The sequence below is a fragment of the Streptomyces spiramenti genome (genome assembly GCF_012034385.1).
Lineage (GTDB): Bacteria > Actinomycetota > Actinomycetes > Streptomycetales > Streptomycetaceae > Streptomyces > Streptomyces spiramenti.
Genome location: NZ_JAAVJB010000019.1, coordinates 1 through 20,975 on the forward strand (window position 1 = coordinate 1; position 20,975 = coordinate 20,975).

18 protein-coding genes are annotated in these 20,975 nt (G+C 74.8%); 7 read left to right on the forward strand and 11 right to left on the reverse strand.

The window, feature by feature from the left end:
- Window positions 1-3: 3 nt before the first annotated feature.
- From HCJ92_RS04470 to HCJ92_RS04480, 3 genes are all read right to left on the reverse strand, one after another.
- Window positions 4-1,290: an FAD-dependent oxidoreductase gene (locus HCJ92_RS04470; RefSeq protein WP_167932088.1), complete on the reverse strand. Its 1,287-nt coding sequence runs from the start codon at window positions 1,288-1,290 to the stop codon at window positions 4-6.
- Window positions 1,291-1,643: 353 nt separating this feature from the next.
- Complete coding sequence (locus tag HCJ92_RS04475; protein WP_245240582.1) at window positions 1,644-2,564, reverse strand: TIGR01777 family oxidoreductase; 921 nt, start codon at window positions 2,562-2,564, stop codon at window positions 1,644-1,646.
- Window positions 2,565-2,824: 260 nt separating this feature from the next.
- Window positions 2,825-3,388, reverse strand: coding sequence for a DUF4240 domain-containing protein (locus HCJ92_RS04480; RefSeq protein ID WP_167932090.1), 564 nt, complete (start codon window positions 3,386-3,388; stop codon window positions 2,825-2,827).
- Between the two features lie 274 nt (window positions 3,389-3,662).
- On the opposite strand from HCJ92_RS04480, the gene HCJ92_RS04485 reads away from it, so the two are divergent.
- The gene (locus HCJ92_RS04485) at window positions 3,663-4,586 is read left to right on the forward strand and encodes an SDR family oxidoreductase (RefSeq protein WP_167932091.1); all 924 of its coding nucleotides are present in this window, start codon (window positions 3,663-3,665) and stop codon (window positions 4,584-4,586) included.
- A 95-nt stretch (window positions 4,587-4,681) separates the two neighbouring features.
- Here HCJ92_RS04485 and HCJ92_RS04490 read toward each other — a convergent pair whose 3' ends face one another.
- The 4 genes from HCJ92_RS04490 to HCJ92_RS04505 all read right to left on the reverse strand — a co-directional run bounded on the left by HCJ92_RS04490 (window position 4,682) and on the right by HCJ92_RS04505 (window position 10,915).
- Window positions 4,682-5,710, reverse strand: a complete 1,029-nt coding sequence (locus HCJ92_RS04490) for a WYL domain-containing protein (protein WP_167932092.1) — start codon at window positions 5,708-5,710, stop codon at window positions 4,682-4,684.
- Between the two features lie 145 nt (window positions 5,711-5,855).
- Window positions 5,856-7,595 (reverse strand): 2-oxoglutarate dehydrogenase, E2 component, dihydrolipoamide succinyltransferase, encoded by a 1,740-nt coding sequence (sucB, locus tag HCJ92_RS04495; protein WP_167932093.1) that lies wholly within the window; start codon window positions 7,593-7,595, stop codon window positions 5,856-5,858.
- Between the two features lie 60 nt (window positions 7,596-7,655).
- Complete coding sequence (gene lpdA / locus HCJ92_RS04500) at window positions 7,656-9,044, reverse strand: dihydrolipoyl dehydrogenase (RefSeq protein WP_167932094.1); 1,389 nt, start codon at window positions 9,042-9,044, stop codon at window positions 7,656-7,658.
- A 299-nt stretch (window positions 9,045-9,343) separates the two neighbouring features.
- Window positions 9,344-10,915, reverse strand: a complete 1,572-nt coding sequence (locus HCJ92_RS04505) for a leucyl aminopeptidase (protein ID WP_167932095.1) — start codon at window positions 10,913-10,915, stop codon at window positions 9,344-9,346.
- A gap of 234 nt (window positions 10,916-11,149) precedes the next feature.
- On the opposite strand from HCJ92_RS04505, the gene HCJ92_RS04510 reads away from it, so the two are divergent.
- Window positions 11,150-12,034 (forward strand): hypothetical protein, encoded by an 885-nt coding sequence (locus HCJ92_RS04510; protein WP_245240580.1) that lies wholly within the window; start codon window positions 11,150-11,152, stop codon window positions 12,032-12,034.
- Window positions 12,035-12,127: 93 nt separating this feature from the next.
- Here the strand turns inward: HCJ92_RS04510 and HCJ92_RS04515 are convergent, their stop codons facing one another.
- Entirely contained in the window at window positions 12,128-13,321 is a 1,194-nt protein-coding gene (locus tag HCJ92_RS04515; RefSeq protein WP_167932096.1) for a nicotinate-nucleotide--dimethylbenzimidazole phosphoribosyltransferase, read from the reverse strand.
- A gap of 96 nt (window positions 13,322-13,417) precedes the next feature.
- Window positions 13,418-14,749: a bifunctional adenosylcobinamide kinase/adenosylcobinamide-phosphate guanylyltransferase gene (locus HCJ92_RS04520; RefSeq protein ID WP_167932097.1), complete on the reverse strand. Its 1,332-nt coding sequence runs from the start codon at window positions 14,747-14,749 to the stop codon at window positions 13,418-13,420.
- An 80-nt stretch (window positions 14,750-14,829) separates the two neighbouring features.
- Here HCJ92_RS04520 and HCJ92_RS04525 point away from each other — a divergent pair, with 80 nt between their 5' ends.
- Window positions 14,830-15,036 carry a hypothetical protein gene (locus HCJ92_RS04525; RefSeq protein ID WP_167932098.1) on the forward strand — a complete coding sequence of 69 codons (207 nt, stop codon included), beginning with the start codon at window positions 14,830-14,832 and terminating at the stop codon, window positions 15,034-15,036.
- A 53-nt stretch (window positions 15,037-15,089) separates the two neighbouring features.
- On the opposite strand, the gene HCJ92_RS04530 is transcribed toward HCJ92_RS04525, so the two are convergent.
- Window positions 15,090-16,139 carry a S1C family serine protease gene (locus HCJ92_RS04530; RefSeq protein ID WP_167932099.1) on the reverse strand — a complete coding sequence of 350 codons (1,050 nt, stop codon included), beginning with the start codon at window positions 16,137-16,139 and terminating at the stop codon, window positions 15,090-15,092.
- A 93-nt stretch (window positions 16,140-16,232) separates the two neighbouring features.
- Complete coding sequence (locus tag HCJ92_RS04535; RefSeq protein WP_167932100.1) at window positions 16,233-16,823, reverse strand: DUF3043 domain-containing protein; 591 nt, start codon at window positions 16,821-16,823, stop codon at window positions 16,233-16,235.
- Between the two features lie 337 nt (window positions 16,824-17,160).
- Between HCJ92_RS04535 and HCJ92_RS04540 the strand changes: the two genes are divergently transcribed.
- From HCJ92_RS04540 to HCJ92_RS04555, 4 genes are all read left to right on the forward strand, one after another.
- A complete protein-coding gene (locus HCJ92_RS04540; RefSeq protein WP_167932101.1) occupies window positions 17,161-17,946 on the forward strand; it encodes a PspA/IM30 family protein in 786 nt (261 codons plus the stop codon).
- Between the two features lie 34 nt (window positions 17,947-17,980).
- Complete coding sequence (pspAA, locus tag HCJ92_RS04545) at window positions 17,981-18,277, forward strand: PspA-associated protein PspAA (RefSeq protein ID WP_167932102.1); 297 nt, start codon at window positions 17,981-17,983, stop codon at window positions 18,275-18,277.
- Window positions 18,278-18,700: 423 nt separating this feature from the next.
- Window positions 18,701-20,263, forward strand: coding sequence for a sensor histidine kinase (locus HCJ92_RS04550; RefSeq protein ID WP_420824669.1), 1,563 nt, complete (start codon window positions 18,701-18,703; stop codon window positions 20,261-20,263).
- Entirely contained in the window at window positions 20,260-20,937 is a 678-nt protein-coding gene (locus HCJ92_RS04555) for a response regulator transcription factor (RefSeq protein ID WP_167932103.1), read from the forward strand. Before HCJ92_RS04550 ends, HCJ92_RS04555 begins: the two co-directional genes overlap by 4 nt.
- The last annotated feature ends 38 nt before the right edge of the window (window positions 20,938-20,975 follow it).

Here is a 20,975-nt window from a genome sequence, read left to right on the forward strand (position 1 = left end):
GGGTCACGCCGCGGCGCCCTCCAGCGCCTCGGCGGGGCGGACCCCGACGTCCCAGAGCACGGCTTCGGCCGCGCGGCGGGCGGAGGACAGCTCGCCGGCGATCCCCGGGGTGGCGCGGTGGTCGCCGCAGACGTACATGCCGTCCAGCAGCCGCACGCGCCGCTGCGGCGCGAACGGCGGCGGCAACGCGGGGATCGCCTCGGCGTCGTGGTGGGCCGCGAGCAGTTCCCAGTCGTGGGCCGGGGTCCCGTAGAGCGCGGCGAGCTGCGGGCGGGCCGCCTTGTCCAGGACGTCGGTCGGTTCGGCGGCGTCCGTCCCCAGGACGACCGAGGTGACCAGCGTGCGGCCCTCGGGCGCGCGGCAGGGGTCCGCGGCCGAGGCGGCGAGAGAGTGGGTGAGCGGCCCGCGGCGGGCGGTGTCGACCAGCAGTTCCGGGCCGGCGTCCAGCGGTGCGGGCGTGGCGTGGTGGAGCACGGTCACCGGGTGGTGTCCGGGGACGCGGATGCCGGGTACCAGCCGTGCCGCCTCGCGGGCTCCTGTCGCCAGCAGCACGGCGCGGCAGCCGTGGGTATCGCCGTCCTCGGTGGTCACGGCGGTGGTCGCGACCGAGGCCGCCCGCGTGCCGGTGCGCACGGTGCCGGGCGGCAGTGCCTCCAGCAGCAGTCGGGGCAGCGCGTCGGCGCCGCCGCTGGTGATGCCGAGCCCGGACCGGGCGAACGCCCGCAGCGTGAGGTCGCTCAGCCGGCGCGAGGCGGTGAGCTCGGGGTCGCCGAGGAGCGCGGTCAGCAGCGGGCGCAGCGACCCCTCGCTGATGCGGGAGGGTATGGGCCGGGCCGCGAGCGCCGCGTGCGCCGTCAGCTCGGGGCGTGCGTGGATGCGGGACTCGGAGAGGGTGCCGAGCCGTCCGAGGTTGGCGCGCAGCCAGGTCTGGTCGAAGGTGCCCGCCAGGGTCCGCTGGTGCCGCGGCCCGGGGTGGCCCACCGCGGCGCCGATCCGGTGGGAGCGGTCGGTGCCGTGCAGCACCACGCCTCCGGTGAGGCGGCGCACCGGGAGCGGGCCGGGGAGCCGCCGCAGTTCCGGGGTGCCGGGTACGGGGAGCCAGCTGGTGCGGTCCAGCACGAAGCCGTCGCGGCGGGAGGTGGCGAGCCGTCCACCGGGTCTCCCGGCGGCTTCGAGCACGGTCACGGAGAGACCGGCGCCGGTGAGGTGGTAGGCGGCTGCCAGGCCGGCGGGTGAGGCGCCGATGACGACGACATCGGTCTCGCTGCGGTGCTTTCGGCTGCTGGGCACGTGCCCTCCCCTGGAGGTGGTCGGTGCGTCGGGCCGGGGTGCGGTGGATCGGTGTTCCGGCCTCCTCGCGCCTTCTGCCCGCCGGTGGCTCCGGTGATACGTAAGACGCAGGGCGACAATAGGACGAACGTACGGGTGCGTCGCACGCGCACGAACCGGGCATAGTCGCACGCGGGCCGCGCACACCGGACAGAACGCGCCCCCGGGGTCGAAGGCCGCGCCCCGCACGATCCGGACGCCCCGCCATGGTCCCCGAGAACGGGCCGACCGGCACCTCGAACGGCGGGCGCCCCGCTCCGACCGGCGCCGCGTCACCGCTCGGCGGGGCGAGCGGCACCGCGCCGGCGGCCCGCTCAGGGGGCGTCGCCCTCCCACGCGGCGCGGACCGCGTCCTCGACACCCGGATGGACGAAGGTGAAGCCCGCGTCCAGCAGTCGTCGCGGCACCACCCGCTGGCTGCCCAACACGTCGGTGGCGAACTCGCCCAGCACCAGCCGCAGCGCGGGCGCGGGGGCCGGGAAGAGCGTGGGGCGTCCGAGGACCTGCCCCATCACCCGCGTCACCTCGCGGTTGGTCACCGGCTCGGGCGCGGTGAGGTTCACCGGCCCGCCCGGCGCCGACGCCCCCTCCGCCAGGAGGAAGCGCAGCGCCGCGATGTGGTCGTGCAGCGAGATGTGGCTCCAGTACTGCCGCCCGTCGCCGAGCCGGCCTCCGAGCCCGGCCCGGAAGATCGGGAACATGCGCCCCCAGGCGCCGCCGCCGCGCGCGACGACGAGCCCGGTGCGCGGGTGCACCACCCGGACGCCGGCCGCCGCCGCGGGCAGCGCCGCCGCCTCCCACTCCTGGCAGACGTCGGCCAGGAAGCCGTCACCGGGCGGCGCGGTCTCGTCCACGATCCGGTCGCCGGTGTCGCCGTAGAACCCCACGGCCGAGCCGCAGAGCCAGGTCCGCGGCGGATCGTCCATCGTGGCCAGTGCCTCTGCCAGCGCGGCCGTGCCGAAGACACGGCTGTCGCGGATCTCCTCCTTGTAGGCGGCGGTCCAGCGGTGGTCGCCGACACCGGCGCCGGCCAGGTGCACCAGCGCGTCGCACCCCAGCAGTGCCGTGGCGTTCTGCGCCACGTCCTGACCCGTCGGGTCCCACTGCACCTCGTCCGGATTGGACGCCTCGTGGCGGACCAGTGGCACCACCCGGTAGCCGTCGGCGCGCAGCGACCGCACCAGGGCCGAACCGATCAGACCGGACGACCCCGTCACCGCCACCCGGCCGCGCAGCGGCTCCTCCTCGGGGACGTCCTCCCCGACGAGGACCACCGGGGTCGGGTCCGGCCCGGCGGGCACGGGCGCGGCCGTGCCCGGCTCCTCGGCGGGGCCCGCAGACCCGGCCGCCGGCTCGTCGACCCGCTCCGGTCCGGTGGCGTCGGGCCGGGGTTCACCGGCGGGCGCGGCCGTGTCCGCGACGGGGTCGCCGGAGCCGGGGGGCGGCGGGGAGGGGGCGGGGACGGACGGGTCGCGCGGTGAGTCAGCCATGACGCTCAGGCTAGGCCCTGACCGTCCGCCTCCCGGGGAGCGCCGCCGGTGCCCGTACGGAACCTCGCCCACAGGCGCGGATACGCCGCCGCCAGGGCGCGGTCGTCCTCGAAGTCGACCGGTACGCCCAGGGGTTCGGCGGGCGCCTCCGGCAGTCCCAACTCGGGCAGCTCGCCCCCGGTCAGCTGTTCGTAGGCGTCGAAAGCGGCGTACCCGATGTCCTCGGCCTCGCCGTCGGCGTCCTCGTCGAACCGCGGCAGCAGCTCGGACAGCGCGTCCGGGTCGTGGAGGGCGCCCTCGAAGACGCGGCGACCCCGCGCGATGAGCCAGCTGCGGAAGTTCTCGAAGCAGTCGTCGCTGGCTCCGTCCAGCAGCACCCAGGCGGCGCCCCAGAGGTCCCACCGGTAGGCGCGCTGGAACCGAGACTCGAAATGGCGGGCGAAGTCCGTCACCGCCACGGGGTCGAGCATGGACAACCGCTCGACCAGCAGGTCGGCGTGGTCCACCGGGTCCTCCCCGGCGGCCTCCCGCGTGCTGTCGACGATCTCCCAGAACTCCGTCTCTTCCACGCCCCCAGCATCGGCCCGACCGCCCCGGAGCGCACGCCGGAGTGCGCCGGTGCCCGCCCCGCCTGGGTCCTGGCTGGCGGATAGCGCCGTCCGCGTGACCGGTGGCACGGGCAGGCGGCCCCGGGCGGCCGAGCGCACCCGGGTGACCACCGGGGGCCGTCCGGGCGACGCAGGCCCTCCCGGGACGGCGGCCCCGGAAAACCCGACAGAGGATGTCGTGTATCGCTGCGAGGGTGCGTCGCGGACGGGGACGGACCGAGGAGAGGAACACACCGTGAACCACCAGGAGCGCCCGCTCGCCGGCAGGGTCGCACTCGTCGCCGGGGCGACGCGCGGCGCCGGACGGGCGATCGCCGTCGAGCTGGGCCGCGCCGGCGCGACGGTCTACGCCACCGGCCGCACCACCCGCGACCGGGTCAGCGAGGTCGGCCGGTCCACCGAGACCATCGAGGGCACCGCGGAGCTGATCGACGCGGCCGGGGGCGAGGGCGTCGCCGTACCCACCGACCACCTCGTCCCCGAGCAGGTGCGGGCCCTGACCGAGCGGATCGACGCGGACCACGGCCGGCTCGACGTCCTCGTCAACGACATCTGGGGTGGCGACCACCTGCTCACCTTCGACCAGAAGGTGTGGGAGGCCGACCTGGAGAACGGCCTCCGGATGCTGCGGCTCGGGATCGAGAGCCACGTCATCACCACCCACTTCGCCGTCCCTCTGCTCATCCGGCGCCCGGGCGGCCTGCTGATCGAGATGACCGACGGCACCACCGAGTACAACGGACCGCGGTACCGCGAGCACTTCCACTACGACCTGGCCAAGTACGCTCCGCTGCGGATGGCGTTCACCCTCGGCGAGGAGCTGAAGGAGAAGGGCTGCACCGCCGTCGCGCTGACCCCCGGCTTCCTCCGCTCGGAGCAGATGCTGGAGCACTTCGGGGTGACCGAGGAGAACTGGCGGGACGGCATCCGCACCGAACCGTCCTTCGTCATCGCGGAGTCGCCGCTGCTCGTCGGACGCGCCGCCGCGGCGCTCGCCGCCGACCCGGAGGTCCACCGCTTCAACGGCACCTCGCTCTCCAGCGGTCAACTGGCCCGGGTCTACGACTTCACCGACGCCGACGGCTCCCGTCCCGACGCCTGGCGGTACATCCCGGAGTACCTGGCGAACCCCGAGGTGGACGCCGCCGACTACCGGTGACGGCCGCGGGCGCCCGGGCTCCCGGCGCCCGCCCCGCCCCGGCGCGCAGGTGGGGCGGGGCACGACGGCGCCCCGCCCCGGCGCACGGCGGTTGATCAGGCAGGATTCCCGATGTCGGGGTCCGGGTAGAGCGCGGCCGAACGACGTGCCTGGGCTGCGAACCTGGCCCGGAGCGCCGGCGGCCCCAGCACCTCGACCTCGGCCCCCAACGCCGTGAGCTGAGCGAACGCCACCTCCAGGCTCTCCACGCCGAGAGTCACCCGCACATCCCCGCCTCCCGCGCCCTCCCCGCCCGGTCCGTCCGCGCCGTCGACGGCCACGGCGCCCGCCAGCGCCTCCGCAGCCGCCCCGGCCTCCACCACGTGACGCAGCCGGGACCGCCCCGCCGGGGTCAGCCGCAGCTCGACCCGTTCCCGCAGCAGCGACCGGGCGAACGCGGCGGCCTGCCGCTCCCAGAACCCCGGCAGGTCGAAGGCGGTGTCCCGCGCGAACCGGCGCTCCTCCGGCGAGGCGGCGGTGAACCGGTCCACCCGGTAGACCCGGTGCTCACCCGCCCCCGCAGGGCGGGCGGCCAGGTACCAGACGCCCGCCTTCAGGACCAGGCCGTACGGCTCCAGCTCCCGCTCGACCGCCGCGCCGTCCCGCCGCCGGTACCCGACCAGCAGCACCCGGTCCTCCCACACCGCCGCCGCGACCGGCGGCAGCAGACCGGGGGAGGCGGGCGGTCGCCACCAGGCGGGCGCGTCGAGGTGGAACCGCTGCGCCGCGCCGTCACCCGCGTCGGCGAGCGAGGGAACGAGCGCGGCGCGCACCTTGAGCCGCGCGGCCGAGGCGGCGTCCGCCAGGCCCATCTCCCGCAGCGCGCCCGGCACCCCGGAGAGGAACAGCGCCTCGACCTCGCTGCGCCCGAGCCCCGTCAGCCGGGTGCGGTAGCCCCCCACCAGCCGGTAGCCGCCCGACCGGCCGCGCTCGGCGTAGACCGGGACCCCGGCCTCGGACAGCGCCAGCGCGTCCCGCGCCACCGTCCGCTCCGAGACCTCCAGCTCGGCGGCCAACTCCGCCCCCGTCATCGTCGTCCGGTTCTGCAGCAGGAGCACCATCTGGATCAGTCGGGCGGCACGCACCCCACCATCATGCCCCGCCCCGCCCGCGGTGCCCCGGCGGGCGAACGGCGAACGGCGCCGCGCCCCACCCCCTTCAGACCGGGGAGGGACGCGACGCCGTTCGCCGCCGTGCGGCCGACCCGCCGGAGCGGGCCGGGACGCGGTACTACAGGCCGAGCTCACCCTCGAACTCGCCGGCCTCCAGCCGGGCCTTGATGGCCCCCAGGTAACGGGCCGCGTCGGCCCCGTCCACCAGCTGGTGGTCGTAGGAGAGGGTCAGGTAGACCATGTCGCGGATGGCGATGGTCTCCCCGAGGTCCGGGTGGTTGACGACCACCGGACGGCGCACGGTGGCACCGATGCCCAGCTCGGCGACCTGCGGGTAGTTCACGATGATCGTGTCGAACAGTGCACCGCGCGAGCCGGTGTTGCTGATCGTGAACGTGCCGCCGGACATGTCGTCCGGGCTGAGCTTGCCGGTGCGGACCTTGCCGGCCAGCTCGGCGGTCTTCCGGGCGATGCCCGCCAGGCTCAGGTCACCGGCGTCCTTGATGACCGGGACCATCAGGCCCTTCTCCGAGTCCACCGCGATACCGACGTTCTCGACGTCGTGGTAGGTCACGGTCGAGTCGTCGTTCATCCGGGCGTTGACGACCGGGTGGGCCTTCAGCGCCTCGGCGGCGGCCTTGACGAAGAACGGCATCGGGGAGAGCTTGACGCCCTCACGGGCCAGGAAGGACTCCTTCGCCCGCGCCCGCAGCTTCATCACCTTGGTGACGTCGACCTCGATGACGGAGGACAGCTGCGCCTGGTTGCGCATCGCCTTCATCATGTTCTCGGCGATGACCTTGCGGATGCGGGTCATCTTCACCGTCCGGCCGCGGAGCTCGGCGGCGGCTGCCGGGATCTCCACCTTGGACGGCGCGGCGGCCGGAGTGGCGGTGGCCTGCTGCTGCTTCTGCGCCTCGGCGGCGGCGAGCACATCCTGCTTGCGGATGCGGCCACCGACACCGCTGCCCTTGACGGCGGACAGGTCCACGCCCGTCTCACCGGCCAGCTTGCGCACCAGCGGCGTCACGTAGGCGCCGTCGGCCGCGGGCGCCGGGGCGGCGGCAGCGGGCTGCGCGGGGGCGGCCTGCTGGGTGGGTGCCTTCGGCTCGGGCTTCGGCTCGGCCTTGGGCTCCGCCGGCGCCTCCTGCTTCGGCGCGGGAGCCTGCTCCGGCTCGGGGGCGGGCGCCTCCTCCTGCTTCGGCGCCTCCTCCTGCTTGGGCTGCTCCTGCTGTGCCGGGGCGGCGTCGGCCGACCCGATCACGGCGAGCCTGGCGCCGACCTCGGCGGTCTCGTCCTCGCCGACCACGATCTCCAGCAGGGTGCCGGCGACGGGGGCGGGGATCTCGGTGTCGACCTTGTCGGTCGAGACCTCCAGCAGTGGCTCGTCGGCCTCGACCTCCTCGCCGACCTCCTTGAGCCACCGGGTCACGGTGCCCTCGGTGACGCTCTCACCGAGCGCGGGCAGCGTGACGTCGGTGCCCGAGGCACTGCCGCCGGAGGGTGCCGGCGCCGACTTCTGTTCGGGCTCGGGCTCCGGCGCCTGCTGCGGCTCGGGCTCCGGGGCGGACTCCTGCTCCGGCTCGGCCTGCGCGGCCGGGGCGGACTCGCCGCCGCCGCTGCCGTCGTCGATGACGGCCAGCTCGGTGCCGACCTCCACCGTCTCGTCCTCGGCGACCTTGATCGAGGAGAGGACGCCTGCCGCCGGAGCGGGAATCTCGGTGTCGACCTTGTCGGTCGAGACCTCGAGCAGCGGCTCGTCGGCCTCGACCTGCTCACCCTCGGCCTTGAGCCAGCGGGTGACGGTGCCCTCGGTGACGCTCTCGCCGAGCGCCGGAAGGGTTACGGAAACCGCCATGGTTTCTGGTGCTCCTTACACAGGTACGGATGGGGGCGCGCCCTGACGGCGGGCGGCCGGTCAGTCGTGGGCGTGCAGCGGCTTGCCGGCCAGCGCCAGGTGCGCCTCGCCGAGCGCCTCGTTCTGCGTCGGGTGGGCGTGGATGAGCTGCGCGACCTCGGCGGGCAGCGCCTCCCAGTTGTAGATCAGCTGCGCCTCGCCGATCTGCTCGCCCATCCGGTCGCCGACCATGTGGACGCCGACCACGGCGCCGTCCTTGACCTGGACGAGCTTGATCTCGCCGGCGGTCTTCAGGATCTTGCTCTTGCCGTTGCCACCGAGGTTGTACTTGAGCGACACGACCTGGTCGTCGCCGTACTTCTCCTTGGCCTTGGCCTCGGTGAGGCCGACCGAGGCGACCTCGGGGTGGCAGTAGGTGACCCGCGGGACACCGTCGTAGTCGATCGGCACGACGGGCAGGCCCGCGAGCCGCTCCGCCACGAGGATGCCCTCGGCGAAGCCGACGTGCGCCAGCTGGAGGGTGGGGACGAGGTCGCCCACGGCCGAGATCGTCGGCACGCCGGTGCGCATCTCGCCGTCGACCTGGACGAAGCCCCGGTCGACGGTGACGCCCTGCTCCTCGTAGCCCAGGCCCTGCGAGACCGGGCCGCGGCCGATGGCGACCAGCAGCACCTCCGCCTCGAAGGTCTTGCCGTCGGCGAGGGTGACCTTGACACCGGTGTCGGTGTATTCGGCCTTCTCGAAGAAGGTGCCCAGGTTGAACTTGATGCCGCGCTTGCGGAAGGCGCGCTCCAGCAGCTTGGAGCTGCTCTCGTCCTCGGCGGGGACCAGGTGCTTCAGGCCCTCGATGACGGTGACCTCGGTGCCGAAAGACTTCCATGCCGAGGCGAACTCGACGCCGATGACGCCGCCGCCCAGGACGATGGCCGACTTCGGCACGCGGTCCAGCGTCAGCGCGTGGTCCGAGGAGATGATGCGGTCGCCGTCGATCTCCAGGCCCGGGAGCGAGCGAGGCACCGAGCCGGTGGCCAGCAGGATGTGGCGGCCCTCGACCCGGCGGCCGGCCACGTCCACCGAGGTGGGGGAGGAGAGCTTGCCCTCGCCCTCGATGATGGTGACCTTGCGGGAGGCCAGCAGGCCGGTCAGGCCCTTGAACAGGCCGGAGACGACACCGTCCTTGTAGGCGTGGACGGCCTGGATGTCGATGCCCTCGAACGTGGCCTTGACACCGAACTGCTCGCTCTCGCGTGCCTGGTCGGCGATCTCACCGGCATGCAGCAGCGCCTTGGTGGGAATACAGCCGTTGTGCAGGCAGGTGCCGCCCAGCTTGCCCTTCTCGATCAGGGCGACGTCGAGACCCAGCTGAGCGCCGCGCAGGGCCGCGGCGTAGCCGCCGCTGCCACCACCGAGGATCACTAGGTCGAAAACGGTGTTGGCGTCGTTCGCCACGTCACGTCCTCCATGCATGGGTCCGCCGGGCCCGGCCGCTTCAGGTACCGGCCGGCGTCATCGTGTGGGCCGCTGGTTCAAGCGGATGGTCATGGCTCGCTGGTGGGTGAGCCGGGCCCTGTCCTGCCGGAACAACATCTTCGCACCTGTCCGCCCGCCGCGACATGCCGGGCCGGGGGACGAGGGGCACAAACCGACTGTACAGGCGACCTTCCGGACGGCGTCTTCCCCGGAAACCCCCGGTTACCCACCAGTAGGCCCGTGGTACGTGACCGGTCTCACGTACCACGGGCCCCGTGTCAGGCGTTCAGCGCGCCGTCGGCGGTGCGCTCGGCGAGCCGCACCAGGGTGCGCACGGCCGAGCCGGTGCCGCCCTTCGGCGTGTAGCCGTACGGCGCGCCCTCGTGGAAGGCGGGACCGGCGATGTCGAGGTGCGCCCAGGTGGTGCCCTCGCTGACGAACTCCCGCAGGAACAGGCCGGCGGCGAGGCCGCCGCCCATGCGGTCGCCGACGTTGGCGATGTCGGCGACGGAGGACTTCATGCCGTCGATCAGCTCGTCGGGGAGCGGCATCGGCCAGCACTGCTCGCCGGTTTCCGTCGCGGAGGTGTGCACCAGCTCGCGGAAGGCCTCGTCGTTGGCCATCACGCCGAAGATCCGCTTGCCGAGCGCCACCATCATGGCGCCGGTGAGCGTCGCGACGTCCACCAGGGCGTCCGGCTCCTCCTCGCAGGCGCGGGTGATCGCGTCCGCCATGACCAGCCGGCCCTCGGCGTCGGTGTTGAGGACCTCGACCGTCTTGCCGCTGTACATCGACAGCACGTCGCCGGGGCGCGTCGCCGAGCCCGAGGGCATGTTCTCCGCCAGCGCCAGCCAGCCGGTGACGTTCGCCTTCAGCCCCAGGCGCGCGGCGGTCACGACGGTCGCCAGGACGGCGCCCGCGCCGGCCATGTCGCACTTCATGGTCTCGTTGTGTCCGGCCGGCTTCAGCGAGATGCCGCCCGAGTCGTAGGTGATGCCCTTGCCGACCAGCGCCAGGGTCGGGGCGCCCTTGGAGTGGGTGTACGCGATCCGGACCAGGCGGGGCGGGGACTGCGAGCCCTGGCCGACGCCCAGGATGCCGCCGTAGCCGCCCTTGGCGAGCGCCTGCTCGTCCACCACCTCGACCTTCAGGCCGTGCTCCTTGGCCGCGGCCTGTGCCTCGGCGGCGAAGACCTCGGGGGTGAGCGCGTTGGGCGGGGTGTTGACCAGGTCGCGGGTACGGGCGATCTCCTCGGCCAGCACCTGGGTGCGCTCGGCGACCGCCTTGTGCTCCTTGGCCTTGCCGGGCAGGCCGACCACGGTGACCTCGTCCAGGTGGTCCGTGCCGGACCCCTTGGCGTCCTTGCTCTTGCGGCTCTTGCGGCCCTTGGCGTCGGCGCCGTCCGCCGTGCCGCGGAAGTCGGTGAAGGAGTACGCGCCCAGCAGCGCACCCTCGGAGACGGCGGCGAGCCCGGCGGCGTCGGCCACCGGCAGGGCGAACACGGCGTGCCCGAGCGAGCCGAGTGCGCGGGCGGCGGAGCCGGCGGCGCGGCGCAGCACCTCCGCCTCGAAGGGCTCGCCGCCCTCGGGCAGGGCGCCCAGGCCGACGGCGACGACGAGCGGGCTGCCGAACTTCTCGGGCGCGGGCACCTTGGTGACCTCGTCCGCGGCGCCCTTGGCGCCGAGGGTCCCCAGAGTGGCGGCGAACTTTCCGCCGAACGCGGCGTCGAGGGCCGTCACCTCCTGGCCCGAGGTGAGCAGGGGCCCGTCCTCGCCCTTGGCAATGCCGACGACCACGGCATCCGCGCGCACCTTCGCGGCGGTGGAATCGCTGAGGGTCAGTACAGTCACGGTGGTGGAGATCCTGTTCCTTCGTCGATGGGTGCGGCGGTAGCCGGACTCCCCTGTCCCGGGGGCAGTTCCCCTCGTGTGGCCCAGGGTGCCGCTCCGATCCGGGGCACCGAGCCTACGCCCCGTTCGGCCCGTCGGGGGCTGCCGGGGCGCGGGCCGTCACAGCCGCCGCCCGGGTGAGACGGGGGCGTGTCGGCCCCGCGGAGCGCTCCCCGCGGCCCATCCTTGCCCGTCATGGGCAGCTGGTGGGACCAGGACATCGTGGAGGCGGGCAAGCTCCCGCTGCTCTTCGGGCTGACCGCTTTCCTGGTGACGTTCGCGGTCACCCGGACGGTGACGCGGATGATCCGCGCCGGGAGGGGCCCGTTCGGCGACATCTCCGCCGGGGGCGTCCACCTCCACCACGCGGTGCCCGGCGTGGTGCTCATGGTCGCGGGCGGGTTCGGCGCCATCGCCTCGGCCCAGTACGGGCCCGGGGCCGCCGTCGCCGCGATCGTCTTCGGCGTCGGGGCGGGGCTCGTCCTCGACGAGTTCGCCCTGATCGTCTACCTCCAGGACGTCTACTGGAGCGAACAGGGCCGGCGCAGCGTGGAGATGGTCACCGTCACCGGCGCCGTCGTGCTGCTGGTCCTGGTGGGCTCCGCACCGTTCGGCGTGGACACCCTCACCACCGAGGAGCGCCAGGACCGGGTCGCGGTGATGGGCACCGTCGTCTTCCACTTCGCCTGCTCGGCCGTCGCGTTCACCAAGGGGAAGCCGCTGGTGGCGGTCTTCGGCGTCCTGCTGCCGCTGGTGTCGCTCTTCGGAGCGGTGCGGCTGGCCCGCCCCGAGTCGCCGTGGGCGCGGCGGTTCTACCGGCGCCGCCCCCGGGCGCTCGCCCGCGCGCGCCGGCGCGCGGCACGCCACGACCGCCGCTGGTCCGGTCCGGTGCGCAGGCTCCAGGACCTGCTGGGCGGCACTCCCACGCCGGAGCTCGCGGACCGTACCTCCGGGGGCGCGGACCACCGGTCGCGGCACGGCGACGGCGGTGACGGCGCCGGCAGTGGTGACGGCGGGGCAGGAGGCGCCGCCGGGCCCGCGGGCTCCCCGCCCCGCGGCGGCGCGGGGCCGCCCGGCTGACTCCGGCGGCTGCCTCGCCCCGAAGGCACGGCTCAGGCCATCAGCGTCATCAGGTCGGGCCGACAGCCGCGACGTCGCCCCCGACCGCAGGGCTCAGGTCGCCTCGGCGAGGTCCACGTCGCCGGGGGACGCGGCAGGCCCGGACTCCGCGGCACCGTGGTCCCCGCCCGGGGACTCCGCCGGCTGTCGCGCCGCCAACGCCGCGGCGGAGCGGACCAGTGGCAGCGCCAGCAGCGCCCCGGCGCCGCCGCCCACCGTCACACCCTGCTCCAGCAGCGGACGCATCGCCATGCGGTCCAGGGCCTTCGCCTGGCCGGGCTCCCCGCTCACGTGCCCGGGAATCCACCAGTCCACGGCTCGGAAGGCGACCCGCTGTCCGACCAGTGCGCACGCCGCGGAGACGACACCGTCGAGCACCACCGGCGTACGGCGCACCGCGCACTGGAGCAGGAACCCGGTCGCCGCGGCCAGGTCGGCGCCCCCCGCCGTGGCGAGCAGCTGCATCTGGTCGCCGAGAGCGGGCCGGGCACGGCGCAGCCCGTCGCGGACGGCGGCGCACTTCCGCATCCACGTGAGGTCGTCGATCCCCGCACCGCCGCGACCGGTCACGACCGAGGCGTCCGTTCCGCACAGCGCCGCGATCAGCACCCCGGCGGCGGTGGTCCCGCCGACCGAGAGGTCGCCGAGGACCAGCAGGTCCGAGCCGGCGTCCGCCTCCTCGTCGGCCACGGCCACCCCGAGCCGGAACGCGGTCTCGGCCTCGGCGAGAGTGACGGCGTCGGCGATGTCGAGCGGTGCCGACCCACGGCGTACCCGGCGCCGGGTGACGTCCTCGGGAAGCGTCCCCGGGGCGCAGTCGAGCGAGACGTCCACGACCCGCACCGGGACCCCCGCCTCGCGGGCGAGGACGGCGGCCGGGCCCCGGCCCTCCAGCAGCTCCCGCACCAGCCGGGCCGCGCCGCGCTCCGGGGCGGTCGCGGCGTCGTCACCGGCGTGACCAGCGGGGTCGCTCCCGGGGGAGACCGGGTCGGGGGCGTGGCCGGAGACGCCGCGCGCCGCGATCCCGTGGTCGCCCGCGAAGACCACCAGCCGCGGGCTGCGGACCGGGGAGACCGGCACCTGCCCCTGCGCGGCGGCGAGCCACAGGGCCAGTTCGTCCAGCCGGCCCAGCGCGGTCGGCGCCGGTCCGGTGCGGACCCGCCGGGACTCCGCGGCCCGCCGGACGGCGGCGTTCGGACGTTCGATCAGATCGCCGAACTCGTCGAGATTCAGGGTGCCCTCGCTCATGTGGACGAGATTACCGGCCCGTTGCCCGCCGTACGCCCGGGGCGCGGCGGGCCGGGCGGGCGTCATCAGCGCCCGCGGCCACCCCGGTGCGGGCGTTCAACCGCGCAGCCGTACCGGCAGCCCGGCGACGATCAGCAGGACCTCCTCGCACTCCTCGGCCACCGCCGTGTTCAGCAGGGCCAGTTCGGCGGCGAACCGGCCGTCGCGGTCGCCCGGCAGCGGGGCGGCGGGCGGGGGTTGGTCGCTGATCAGGACCAGCGGCCGGGGGCTGTTCCGGACGGCCTCGGCCAGCCGCGCCGGGTAGCCCACCGGCAGGCCGAAGCCGGGGCCCGGGCGTGCCCCGGGGCGGGTGGCGACGGCGCGCGGCCCGGTGGTGTGGGTGGTCGCCAGCCAGCGGGTCAGCGAGTCCACCAGCAGGGGCGGGCCGTCCTCGGCCAGCAGTGGCAGCAACTCGCTGGTGCCGGTGGTCACCCACCCCCAGGGGTGGTTCTCACCGCTCGGGGCGGGCGCGGTCGGGAACAGCGCCTGCGGTCCGGTGCGCGGCGGTCCGCCGGTCGCCGGTGTCCGCGCCCCGGGTGCCGGGGGGAGCACGGCCGCCGGGACCGGAACGCCGCCGTCGTCGGACGGCGGCCGGGAGACGGGCGGCACGCTCCCGGGGGCCGTGCCCGGCAGGACCCGGAGCACCGAGGGGAACGTCGCGAGCCGGCGTTCCGCCTCCTCCGCCACGCCGGAGCCGGGCGCGCCCAGCAGCAGGGTCCGGCGGGGTACCTCGGGCGCGTCGGGCTCGTCCCCGGCGCGCAGCGCGGTGCCGTCGGGCACGGTGCGCGCACCGGCGGCGGCCAGCCGCCGCACCAGTTCCGTCCCGTCGGGTGCGTCGTGGCCGAGGTGGACCGCGACGACGTCGGTGGTCCAGGTGACGGCGTGGGCGGCGCGCAGCCGCGCCAGGGCGTCGGGGCGGGAGGTGACGTCGAGCAGGACCAGGTCGTACGGGCCCTCCGCCTCCTCGGGCAGACCGGCGGGTCCGCCCCCGGGCGGGAGGTACAGCAGTCTGCGGCCGTCCGGGCCGGTCACCTCGTAGCCGGTGCCCGGGGCGTCCAGGGCGACGGCGCGGACCCGGTGGCCGCCCAGCAGCGTCAGCTCCCGGCCGTCCGGCACCCGTACGGGTGGCGGCAGGTCGTCGGGGAACTCGACCGCGGGTCCGTCGTGCGGATGGGTGAGCAGCACCTGCCGGACCGAGTGGAGGGAGCGCCCCGCGCGGGCGGCGGCCATCGCGGCCCCCGGCGTGAGGTCGAGCAGCAGTTCCTGGTCCACCAGGACCGCGGTGGCGGCGCGATGGCGGCCGGACGCGGCGCGCGAACAGGCCGCGCAGGGGCAGTCGGGGCGGGGGAGACCCGCCGGGTCGCCGGTGCCGAGCAGAGTGACGTCCACCCCTCGATGGTCTCGTCTTCCGGCCCGATCGCACCCGGAACGCTAGGCTTCCGTGTCCGGCGATCTTCCTGGAGGCGGCTATGGCGTGGGAATGGCGGTTCGAGAAGCAGGACGGATCGGAGGTCGCACCCGGCGAGCCACCGGGCGACTTCACGACGCAGGGCGACGCGGAGACCTGGATCGGTGAGGTCTGGCAGGACCTTCGCGACCAGGGAATCGACCAGGTGACGCTCAGCGAGGACGGCACCGTGGTCTACGGGCCGATGAGCCTGCACAGCGCCGGCTGAACCCGCCTGCTCCTCCCGCCGCGGCGGGAGGAGCAGGCAGTCGCCGGCCGGGGTCAGGCCTCGTCGAGGGCGACGTCGGCGGACTCCTCGGAGCCGTCGCGCTCCCAGACCACCTCGACCTTGTCGTCCGGCTGCTGCGAGGCCAGCGCCTCCGCCAGCGACACCACGTCGGTGACCTGCTCGTCGGCGACGGCGACGATGACATCGCCCGGCCGCAGCCCGGCGTCGGCCGCCGGCCCGCCGTCCGCGACGCTCACTACGGCGGCGCCCACCGGCCGGAATCCCTCACCCAGCACGGTGCGGACCGTGACGCCGAGCGCGGCCCGCCCGGAGTCGGTGACCTCGCCGTTCTCGATCATCTGGTCCGCCAGGGACGTCACGCTCGCCGACGGGATGGCGAAGCCGATGCCGGCGGCCTGCCCGCCGCCGTCCGGTTCGCGGGCGCCGATGGTGGGGATGCCGATGACCTCGCCCGAGAGGTTCACCAGCGCCCCGCCGCTGTTGCCGGGGTTGATCGGCGCGGAGGTCTGCACCAGGTTGCTGAGCGTGGCGCCGCCCTCGCCCTCGCTGAGCGAGCGGCCCACCGCGGAGACGATGCCCTGGGTGACGCTGGAGTCCAGCCCCAGGGGGTTGCCCATCGCGAGCACCATCTGGCCGACGCGCACGTCGGAGGAGTCCCCGAAGGTGGCGGGGTCGAGGTCGTCCGGCACCTCCCGCAGCTTCACGACCGCGAGGTCCTGCGGGGAGTAGGTGGCGATCACCTCGGCGGGCAGGGGCCGGCGGTCGGTGGCGAGCAGGATCTCGACCTCGTCGGCCTCGCCCACGACGTGGGCGTTGGTGACGATGTGGCCCTCGTCGTCGTAGACCACACCCGACCCCAGCCCGTCCTGGGTGGTGATCTGGACGACCGACGGCAGGACGTCGCTGACCACGTCCTGGAAGGTCTCGTCGATGGCCGCCGCCTCGGCGGCGGCGACGGAGTCACCGGCGTCGGCGATGCCGAGGTCGGCCCGGCCGCCCTCGCCGGAGCAGGCAGACAGCAGTGCCGCCGCGCAGAGCGCGGCGGCACCGGTGGCGAACGTGTTCCCTCGGGCGTGGATCATGCGGCGATTCTCGCCCGCGCCGGGGCGCCGCGACGGGATTGACCGTTACGCCCCTCGGGTGAGCCGAGGGGCGCAGCCCGGGCCGAGAAAGGATCAGCGGGGCTGCTGGCCCCGCTTCAGCTGCGGCTTGGGGAGTCGCATGCGGCGCATCTGGAGGGTCCGCATGATCGCGTAGGCGCGGGCGCCCTTGTGCGACTCGTCGGGGAAGCGCTCACGGAGCTGCTTCTTCAGCCGCACCCCGGTCACCACCCAGTCGGTGACCATCATGATGATCACGCCCATCCAGAGCAGCAGGGACGCGGCCTGCTGGGCGGGGAACATGCTCATCACGAGGATGACGACGGCGATCGGCAGGAAGTACTCCGAGACGTGCCACTTGGAGTCCACGAAGTCACGGGCGTACCGGCGCACCGGCCCGCGGTCGCGCACCGGGAGGTGCTTCTCGTCGCCGGAGATCAGCGCCTCCCGCTGCTTGGCGAGTGCGCTGCGCCGCGCCTCACGGGCGCGCTTGGCTGCCTCCTTGCGGTTGGCCGGGGGCTTCACGGTGGCGCGGCGCAGCGCCTGCGCCTCGCTCCGCTTGGGCGTCGGCCGGCCCTTGGGAGCCTGCGGGTCGCGGCCCTGCGCCTCGTCCTGCTCGGTCTCGGCGGCGGCCTGCTTGGTCTCATTCGAACGGCTTCGGAACACACCCCCAGCCTACGGCTTCGTCGCCTTCCGGCTAAGCCCCCGTACCCCGGGGGTGACCCGGATGTTCCCGTTCCGAGACCTGGCGGACGCCCGGGGGCCCCGACGGCCCGCTGCGGAGCCCGCGGCGGGCCGGGTCCGGAAGACCCGCCGGCGCCCGTCGGGAACCGCCGGGGCCGCCCCGGAGTCCCTAGTCCCTGAGCCGTAGCGCGCGCCTCCACCTCGTCCTCACGAAGGACGACGATCATGGACGGGTGGTGCGCTAATGGAGGCGGGACCCGTAGGCTAGAGGTCACCTGGCGATTTATCCGGAGCAGTCCGAAGGGGGCGCGCGAGGCCCATGAGCGGTGTCATGAAGCGGATGGGAATGATCTTCCGCGCGAAGGCCAACAAGGCCCTGGACAGGGCCGAGGACCCGCGCGAGACGCTCGACTACTCGTACCAGAAGCAGCTGGAGCTGCTGCAGAAGGTACGGCGCGGGGTGGCGGACGTCGCCACGTCCCGCAAGCGGCTGGAGCTGCAGCTGAACCAGCTGCGCGGCCAGTCGGACAAGCTGGGGGAGCAGGGCAAGAAAGCCCTCGCCCTCGGTCGGGAGGACCTGGCCCGTGAGGCGCTGACCCGTCGGTCGGCACTCCAGCAGCAGGTCTCCGACCTGGAGACGCAGCACCAGACGCTCCAGGCCGAGGAGGACAAGCTCACCCTCGCCGCGCAGCGGCTGCAGGCCAAGGTGGACGCCTTCCGCACCAAGAAGGAGACCATCAAGGCCACCTACACCGCGGCGCAGGCGCAGACCCGCATCGGTGAGGCCTTCTCGGGCATCTCCGAGGAGATGGGTGACGTCGGCATGGCGATCCAGCGTGCCGAGGACAAGACCCAGGAGCTCCAGGCCCGTTCCGGTGCCATCGACGAGCTGCTGGCGTCCGGTGCTCTCGACGACCCGACCGGCACCTCCAAGGACGACCTGACCGCCGAGCTGGACCGCATCTCCAGTGGCTCGGACGTCGACCTGGAGCTGGAGCGCATGAAGGCCGAACTCGCAGGCGGCACCACGCCGCAGGCGCTGGAGGGCGGCACCGGGGGCGTGCAGGACCCGAGGCAGGACACCCCGAAGTTCGACAAGCAGTAGCCCTGCCCGACACGGTTGTTACAAGGAGTACGGAGTGATCGTACGGATCATGGGGGAGGGGCAGGTCCGGCTGGACGACAGCCACTTCCCCAAGCTGAACGAGCTCGACGACGAGCTGATGGCCGAGGTCGAACAGGACGACAAGGAGGGCTTCCGTCGGACGCTCGCCGCCCTGCTCGACGCGGTCCGCACCATGGGTGCCCCCCTGCCGGACGACGCGTTGGAGCCGTCGGAGCTGATCCTCCCGGCGCCCGACGCGACGATCGAGCAGGTCCGGGCCATGCTGTCGGACGACGGTCTCATCCCGGACGAGTACCCGGCCAAGCCCTGAGGCTCCCGGTCGGGACCACAGCGGGCCGGTCCGCCGCCCGCGAACCCGTCAGCCGCGCGCCCTGCCCCTCCTCGTGAGGGCCGGGGCCCGCGGCTGTGCCCGGGTGCTGCCGTCGGGGTTCCGCTGTCCGGGCGCTGCCCACGCGCCGGGCGGGCACCCCGGGCGCGTGCCGCGGCAACGGCAGCGGTGCGGTGACCCGGCCGGGCGACTTCGGGCTGCGACTCCTTGCACCGGCCCATGCCCGCCAGGCCCTGTCCGACGAATCCCGCCTGGCCCGCGGCGCCTGGCACGGCATCTCGCCGCGTTGGAGGATCGGGCGAGGGACGCCGGGTACGAGCTGCGACGCTCCGCCGTGCGATCCACCGCACCGGACACCGCGGGCCTTGCCGGCGCCGTCTGCCGGACAGCGCCTAGGCTTGTGCCGTGAGCGCTCCGCAGACCGCCGCGTCGCGCGGTACCGTGCCCCAGCCCCCTCCCCGGCCCGAGCCCGGTCCCGTGCCGCACCGGCGCGTCGCCGGTCGCGCCGGCCGATCCCCGGCCGCCGAGCGGGCCCGTCCCACCGTCGTGACGACGACCGGCGTCGACAGCCAGCCGCCCCCGGCCTCGCCGGACGGCGTCCGGGCAGACCTCGGGCCGACTCCCGGGCAGCCGCACGCCGCCGCGCGGGCACGCCGCTGGGCCGCCGACCACCCGCTGTGGGTGGACGCGGCACTCGCCGCCGTCGTGCTCAGCGCGATGGTCGCCGGCTCGGTCGCCGTGGCCCAGCACCCCGGCTACGGCGCGATCGACGTCCGCGACCTCGCGCCCCACAGCCTCTGCCTCGCCGTGATCGCCGCCGGGGCGCTGGTGCTGCGCCGCCGCTGCCCGATCGTGGTGCTGGCGCTCACGACACTGGCGTCGGTCGCCGAGGTCGTGATCGGCGCGGCGCTGCCCGCCGTCTCCGACCGGAGTCCGGTCGTCTCGGTGGCCGTCCTGGTGGCGCTGTTCACCGTCGCCAACCGGGCGGGCCGCGCCGCGACCTGGCGGATCGGGCTGGTCGTCACCGTCACGGGGACCGCCGCGGCGATGGTCTTCGGCCCGAACCCCTGGTACGCCGCCGAGAACTTCGCCATCCTCGCCTGGTACGCGGCGGCTGCCGCGGCCGGGGACGCCGTGCGCGGTCACCGGGCCGTGATGGCCGGTATCCGCGAACGGGCGGACCACGCGGAGAAGACCCGCGAGGAGGAGGCGCGCCGCCGGGTGGCGGAGGAGCGGATGCGGATCGCCCGCGAGCTCCACGACGTCGTCGCGCACCACATCGCCATGGTCAACGTGCAGGCCGGTGTCGCCTCGCACGTCATGGAGAACCGTCCCGACCAGGCGCGCGAGGCGTTGACCCATGTCCGGGAGGCGAGTCGGCAGGCGCTGGAGGAGCTGCAGTCCACCGTCGTCCTGCTGCGCCAGCAGGACGACCCGGTCGCCCCCACCGAGCCGGCCTCGGGCCTGGCCCGCCTCGACGAGCTGGTCGAGGGGTGCGGGCGTGCCGGGATGCGGGTCGTCGTCGACCGGCCCGAGCCCCGGGCGCCGCTGCCGGCGGCGGTGGACCTCGCGGCCTACCGGGTGGTGCAGGAGGCGCTCACCAACGTCCACAAGCACGCCGGTCCGGGTGCCCGCGCCGTCGTGCGGATCGTCCGGGTCCCCGGACCGCGGAGCGGCTCCGCCGCCCTGGAGATCACCGTCCGCGACGACGGCTCCCCCGGCCCGGCAGCCACCGGCCGCAACGGCGGTGGACACGGACTCACCGGGATGCGGGAGCGCGCCGAGGCGCTCGGCGGCGGCTTCGCCGCCGGGCCGGCGCCCGGTGGCGGTTTCGAGGTGCGGGTCGGCCTCCCCCTGGCCAGGCCGGGGGAGGCCCCGCAGGAGTCGGTTCCGCCTGCGTGCGGCGTGCCGCCCGTCTCCTTCGCCTGCCCCTCGCCGGCGCGGCTGCTGTGGGGGCGCCGCTCATGACGACGACCGTGCTCCTCGTGGACGACCAGGCGCTGCTGCGCAGCGCCTTCCGCGTCCTGGTGGACTCCGAGCCGGACATGACGGTGGTGGGCGAGGCCGCCGACGGCGACGCGGCGGTACGCCTGCTGGCGGAACGCCCCTGTGACGTGGTGCTGATGGACATCCGGATGCCGGGCACGGACGGCATCGCCGCGACCCGCGCCATCACCGCCGACCCGACGCTCGCCGCGGTCCGCGTCGTCATCCTGACCACCTTCGAGCAGGACGACTACGTGGTGGAGGCGCTCCGCGCCGGGGCCTGCGGCTTCCTGGGGAAGAGCGCGGGACCGGACGAGCTGCTGACCGCCATCCGGGTCGCCGCCGCGGGGGAGGCCCTGCTCTCGCCCTCGGCGACCCGCGGACTGATCGAGCGCTTCCTCGCCGGTGACGGCCCGGGCCCCTCACCGGCCGCCGCCGCAGGAGTGGAGACACTCACCGCACGGGAGCGGGAGGTGCTGCTGGAGGTGGCCCGCGGCCGGTCCAACGACGAGATCGCGTCGCGGCTCCACGTCAGCCCCCTGACGGTCAAGACCCACATGAACCGGCTGCTCGCCAAGCTGGCCGCCCGCGACCGGGCGCAACTGGTCATGACGGCCTACGAGTCGGGGCTGGTGCGACCGGGCCGGGCCGGCTGACGGGTCGCAGCGCCCGACTCCCGCGCCGCCGCGCCCCA